Origin of the sequence: Aurantiacibacter suaedae (assembly GCF_005434915.1) — a bacterium.
GTDB classification, from domain to species: domain Bacteria; phylum Pseudomonadota; class Alphaproteobacteria; order Sphingomonadales; family Sphingomonadaceae; genus Alteraurantiacibacter; species Alteraurantiacibacter suaedae.
In genome coordinates, this window is record NZ_SKCG01000007.1 from 1 (window position 1) to 5,994 (window position 5,994).

Below are 5,994 nucleotides of genomic sequence, written 5' to 3' on the forward strand. Positions count from 1 at the left end.
AGGCTGGTTGCGGGGGTTGGATTTGAACCAACGACCTTCAGGTTATGAGCCTGACGAGCTACCGGACTGCTCCACCCCGCGTTACCGTGTTTTGCCTCAGGCGCCTGCGGGTCCATACGGCCCCTTGGCTTTCCTCGCTAAGGGCCAGCAAACTGGCCTTCGCTGCGGGCGCGCGGTCGCGCTTGCGACCCCTGCGGGGTCGATGGTTCGCCAGCCATAGAAGGAAAGCGAACCGCCTACAGGGACATGACCCCTGTGGGTACTGTAGCGTCTGGGGAGATCGTGCGATCGCCAGAGACGCCAAAAGGGCCGCCCTTGTGGGACAGCCCTATGACTATGTGAATGGGTAAGAACCTTGTTTGTCCGCCTGCTGCAATGCCTGGCGGCGACCTACTCTTCCGTGCCTTAAGGCACAGTACCATCGGCGCTACCTGGTTTCACGGCCGAGTTCGAGATGGGATCGGGTGGGTCACAGGTGCCATGACCACCAAGCAATGAAGCAGGCGGGCGGGACAAGGTTTTTAAATCGATGCACCAATCAGGTGTTAGTGTTTGTTAGGCGTCGTATCTGGCTGGATGATCCTCCGAGGCCAGAGCTTTGCAGCCCTGACGTTGATGGTGGGATTCACCAAGCATGATCTGAACGATTAGGACCAGTTAGCTCCACACATTACTGCGCTTCCACACCTGGCCTATCAACGTGATGGTCTATCACGGTTCGATGATTGCTAATCTTGAGGGAGGCTTCCCGCTTAGATGCTTTCAGCGGTTATCCCGTCCATACATAGCTACCCTGCTGCACCGCTGGCGCGATGACAGGTACACCAGAGGTATGTTCACCCCGGTCCTCTCGTACTAGGGGCAACTCCTCTCAACAATCGACGCCCACGGCAGATAGGGACCAAACTGTCTCGCGACGTTCTGAACCCAGCTCACGTACCACTTTAATTGGCGAACAGCCAAACCCTTGGGACCTGCTCCAGCCCCAGGATGTGATGAGCCGACATCGAGGTGCCAAACACTGCCGTCGATATGAGCTCTTGGGCAGTATCAGCCTGTTATCCCCGGCGTACCTTTTATCCGTTGAGCGATGGCCCTTCCACGAGGGACCACCGGATCACTATGACCGACTTTCGTCTCTGCTCGACTCGTCAGTCTCGCAGTCAGGCAGGCTTATGCCATTGCACTCTTGCAGCCGGTTTCCAACCGGCCTGAGCCTACCATCGCGCGCCTCCGTTACTCTTTAGGAGGCGACCGCCCCAGTCAAACTACCCGCCACAGAGGGTCCTACTACCGGATAACGGTAGTTAGTTAGACATCAGAAAACAGCAGGGTGGTATTTCACCTATGGCTCCACTCGGACTGGCGCCCAAGTTTCAAAGCCTCCCACCTATGCTACACAACTCTTTCCTAATGCCACTCTGAAGCTGCAGTAAAGGTGCACGGGGTCTTTCCGTCTAACCGCGGGTATCCCGCATCTTCACGGGAACTTCAATTTCGCTGAGCATATCCTGGAGACAGTGGGGAAGTCGTTACGCCATTCGTGCAGGTCGGAACTTACCCGACAAGGAATTTCGCTACCTTAGGACCGTTATAGTTACGGCCGCCGTTTACTCGGGCTTCAATTCGGAGCTTGCACTCCTCCTCTTAACCTTCGAGCACCGGGCAGGCGTCAGACCCTATACGTCGTCTTGAAGCCGACTTAGCAGAGTCCTGTGTTTTTGATAAACAGTCGCTACCCCCTGGCCTGTGCCCCCTGAAAAAACTTGCGTTAATCCAGGGCCTCCTTCTTCCGAAGGTACGGAGGCAATTTGCCGAGTTCCTTCAGGATACTTCACTCAAGCGCCTTGGTATACTCTACCTGACCACCTGTGTCGGTTTCGGGTACGGTCTATACGGTGAGGCTATTTCCCGGGACAACTTGGCAGCCCACTCAATCCGATAAGAGTGAACTACTTCCGCCATCCGTCACACACCACCAGGCCCACGAATATTAACGTGGTTCCCATCGACTACCCCCTTCGGGCTCGTCTTAGGGGCCGGCTTACCCTGCGCCGATTAGCGTTGCGCAGGAACCCTTGGTCTTTCGGCGAGAGGGCATCTCACCCTCTTTATCGCTACTCATGTCAGCATTCGCACTTCCGATACGTCCAGAGTCGGTTACCCTTCTCCTTCGCTCGCTTACGGAACGCTCCGCTACCGCTCAGAACAAAGTTCTGAACCCTAAGCTTCGGTGAATACCTTTAGTCCCGTTACATCTTCGCCGCAGGAACCCTTATTTAGACCAGTGAGCTGTTACGCTTTCTTTAAAGGATGGCTGCTTCTAAGCCAACCTCCTGGTTGTTTTGGGATTCCCACATGCTTTCGCACTTAGGTATTACTTGGGGACCTTAGCTGTAGGTTAGGGCTGTTTCCCTTTTGACGACGGACCTTAGCACCCGCCGTCTGTCTGCCAGACAAGACTCGATGGTATTCGGAGTTTGGTTAGGTTTGGTACCGCTCGCGCAGCCCTAGCCCATCCAGTGCTCTACCCCCATCGGCATACATCTGACGCTCTACCTCAATAGATTTCGCGGAGAACCAGCTATTTCCCGGCTTGATTGGCCTTTCACCCCTAAACACAAGTCATCCGAGCATTTTTCAACATGCAACGGTTCGGCCCTCCAGTGCGTGTTACCGCACCTTCAGCCTGCTCATGCCTAGATCGCCGGGGTTCGGGTCTAATCCAACAAACTCATTCGCCCTATTCAGACTCGCTTTCGCTGCGCCTACACCTAACGGCTTAAGCTTGCTTGCTAGATTAAGTCACTGACCCATTATGCAAGAGGTACGCTGTCACCCCCTATGGGGCTCCAACTGATTGTAAGCATTCGGTTTCAGGTACTGTTTCACTCCCCTAATCGGGGTGCTTTTCACCTTTCCCTCACGGTACTGTGTTCGCTATCGGTCATGTACGAGTATTTAGGCTTGGAGGGTGGTCCCCCCATGTTCAGACAGGATTTCACGTGTCCCGCCCTACTCAAGTCCTTCATCATCACTTTCGCATACGGGGCTGTCACCCGCTGTGGCCACACTTTCCAGAGTGTTCTGCTAGTTGAAATGAAGGCACTGGCCTGGTCCCGGTTCGCTCGCCACTACTACGGGAATCTCGGTTGATGTCTTTTCCTCCAGGTACTGAGATGTTTCAGTTCCCCGGGTTAGCTTCACCAAGCCTATATATTCAGCAAGGTGATACCCTATCCACCTCTTCTAATCATTCCGAAGAACAATCAGAGGAAATGGTGAGGGTGGGTTTCCCCATTCGGAAATCGCCGGATCGAAGCTTGCTCACAGCTCCCCGACGCTTATCGCAGCGTGCCACGTCCTTCATAGCCTGTACATGCCAAGGCATCCACCAAATGCTCTTACCTCACGCTTGAGAATCCACACCATCAACGACAAGTCTGCATAACGCTTGCCGATACAATGGCGCGGAGGAATTATCTCAGCCAGATAATCAATTTGATTGATTTGCGATTTGCCATCGACTGACCAGACCCAAAGGCCTTGCCAGCACGACGACACCTCGCGGCATCGATTTAAAAACCCATTCACAATGTCAAAGACGGCAGTCGAAACTGCCTACCCGCCAAATGCGGGATCCGCTTTCTCTTCATCTCTGGAAATATCTGCCTGGTGGAGCCTATCGGGATCGAACCGATGACCTGATGCTTGCAAAGCAACCGCTCTCCCAGCTGAGCTAAGGCCCCTTACCCAGACAACAAGCAACCCCCGAACCAAAGGTTCGCAAGGCCAACCGGCCGTCGGCGTTAGCCGCAAGCCGAGCCGCCGGATGGCGGCGCTGGCGCTTGAAGCCAGACAATATGGTGGGCCTGGGTGGATTCGAACCACCGACCTCACCCTTATCAGGGGTGCGCTCTAACCAACTGAGCTACAGGCCCATGCGCCTCAAGCGGGCCAAACGGCCGCGGGCGGCATAAGCCAGCTCAGGCGTAAACACGACAAGGCAAGCCTTGCGTGTCTTTCCAGTGATGAAGGGACATGAGGACGACGGCAATGTTCTTTGGAAACGGAGGAAGCACTTCCGAGCATTGATCCAGATTGCTCTGGGCCCGGCGCTTTCCGCCAATATCCTTAGAAAGGAGGTGATCCAGCCGCAGGTTCCCCTACGGCTACCTTGTTACGACTTCACCCCAGTCGCTGATCCCACCGTGGCTGGCTGCCTCCTAAAAGGTTAGCGCACCATCTTCGGGTGAAACCAACTCCCATGGCGTGACGGGCGGTGTGTACAAGGCCTGGGAACGTATTCACCGCGGCATGCTGATCCGCGATTACTAGCGATTCCGCCTTCATGCTCTCGAGTTGCAGAGAACAATCCGAACTGAGACAACTTTTGGAGATTAGCTCACCCTCGCGGGATAGCTGCCCACTGTAGTTGCCATTGTAGCACGTGTGTAGCCCAGCCTGTAAGGGCCATGAGGACTTGACGTCATCCCCACCTTCCTCCGGCTTATCACCGGCGGTTTCCTTAGAGTGCCCAACTAAATGATGGCAACTAAGGACGAGGGTTGCGCTCGTTGCGGGACTTAACCCAACATCTCACGACACGAGCTGACGACAGCCATGCAGCACCTGTCACTCTGTCCCGAAGGAAGGAAACTGTCTCCAGTAACCGTCAGAGGATGTCAAAGGCTGGTAAGGTTCTGCGCGTTGCTTCGAATTAAACCACATGCTCCACCGCTTGTGCAGGCCCCCGTCAATTCCTTTGAGTTTTAATCTTGCGACCGTACTCCCCAGGCGGATAACTTAATGCGTTAGCTGCGCCACCCAAGTTCTATGAACCCGGACAGCTAGTTATCATCGTTTACGGCGTGGACTACCAGGGTATCTAATCCTGTTTGCTCCCCACGCTTTCGCACCTCAGCGTCAATACTTGTCCAGCGAGTCGCCTTCGCCACTGGTGTTCTTCCGAATATCTACGAATTTCACCTCTACACTCGGAATTCCACTCGCCTCTCCAAGATTCTAGCATTGCAGTTTCAAGGGCAGTTCCGGGGTTGAGCCCCGGGATTTCACCCCTGACTTACGACGCCGCCTACGTGCGCTTTACGCCCAGTATTTCCGAACAACGCTAGCCCCCTCCGTATTACCGCGGCTGCTGGCACGGAGTTAGCCGGGGCTTATTCTCCCGGTACTGTCATTATCATCCCGGGTAAAAGAGCTTTACAACCCTAAGGCCTTCATCACTCACGCGGCATTGCTGGATCAGGCTTTCGCCCATTGTCCAATATTCCCCACTGCTGCCTCCCGTAGGAGTCTGGGCCGTGTCTCAGTCCCAGTGTGGCTGATCATCCTCTAAGACCAGCTAAGGATCGTCGCCTTGGTGAGCCATTACCTCACCAACTAGCTAATCCTACGCGGGCCCATCCAAAGGCGATAAATCTTTGGTCCGAAGACATTATCCGGTATTAGCAGCGATTTCTCACTGTTATTCCGAACCTAAGGGCAGGTTCCCACGCGTTACGCACCCGTGCGCCACTAGACCCGAAGGTCTCGTTCGACTTGCATGTGTTAGGCATGCCGCCAGCGTTCGTTCTGAGCCAGGATCAAACTCTCAAGTTTGTGTCACATACCAAACAGACACGGGGAAAACCCCGCTAACCCGCTTGGCATGAGCTTCAAGGAGCCGATACCTGCACTGTCAAACGTAATGGATACGAAGGACATGCTTGACATCATCCAGACCGTGGTAGGTCCAAACAATGCGGCTCGGCTTATGAATACCCGTTACCGCGGCCTTGAGCTCCGCGGACGGGGCGCCGTCGCCCACATGTCCCTTCATCTAAAATCAACGATGTCAAAGAACCACCAAACTCAAAAGCGGACAGCGATCGGTTCCCCGATTTTCACCGGGGGAGCCGGCTATCCGTCAAATTTGGCGACCAACTCAGTGGCGGAAGTCCGCTGCACCGCGTCGGTGGAGCCCATCTAGGC

3 tRNA genes and 3 rRNA genes are annotated in these 5,994 nt (G+C 54.9%); all 6 read right to left on the reverse strand.

Annotation, left to right across the window (positions count from 1 at the left end):
- Positions 1 to 4: 4 nt before the first annotated feature.
- Positions 5 to 81: transfer RNA gene (locus tag E0473_RS15290), tRNA-Met, on the reverse strand.
- 296 nt (positions 82 to 377) lie between these two features.
- Positions 378 to 492 (reverse strand): 5S ribosomal RNA (gene rrf, locus E0473_RS15295).
- Between the two features lie 135 nt (positions 493 to 627).
- Positions 628 to 3,418, reverse strand: a 23S ribosomal RNA gene (locus E0473_RS15300).
- Positions 3,419 to 3,673: 255 nt separating this feature from the next.
- Positions 3,674 to 3,749: transfer RNA gene (locus E0473_RS15305), tRNA-Ala, on the reverse strand.
- A gap of 115 nt (positions 3,750 to 3,864) precedes the next feature.
- Positions 3,865 to 3,941 (reverse strand) — tRNA-Ile (locus tag E0473_RS15310).
- Between the two features lie 197 nt (positions 3,942 to 4,138).
- Positions 4,139 to 5,622, reverse strand: a 16S ribosomal RNA gene (locus E0473_RS15315).
- The 16S, 23S and 5S rRNA genes sit together here with 3 tRNA genes alongside, the layout of an rRNA operon.
- Positions 5,623 to 5,994: the final 372 nt, after the last annotated feature.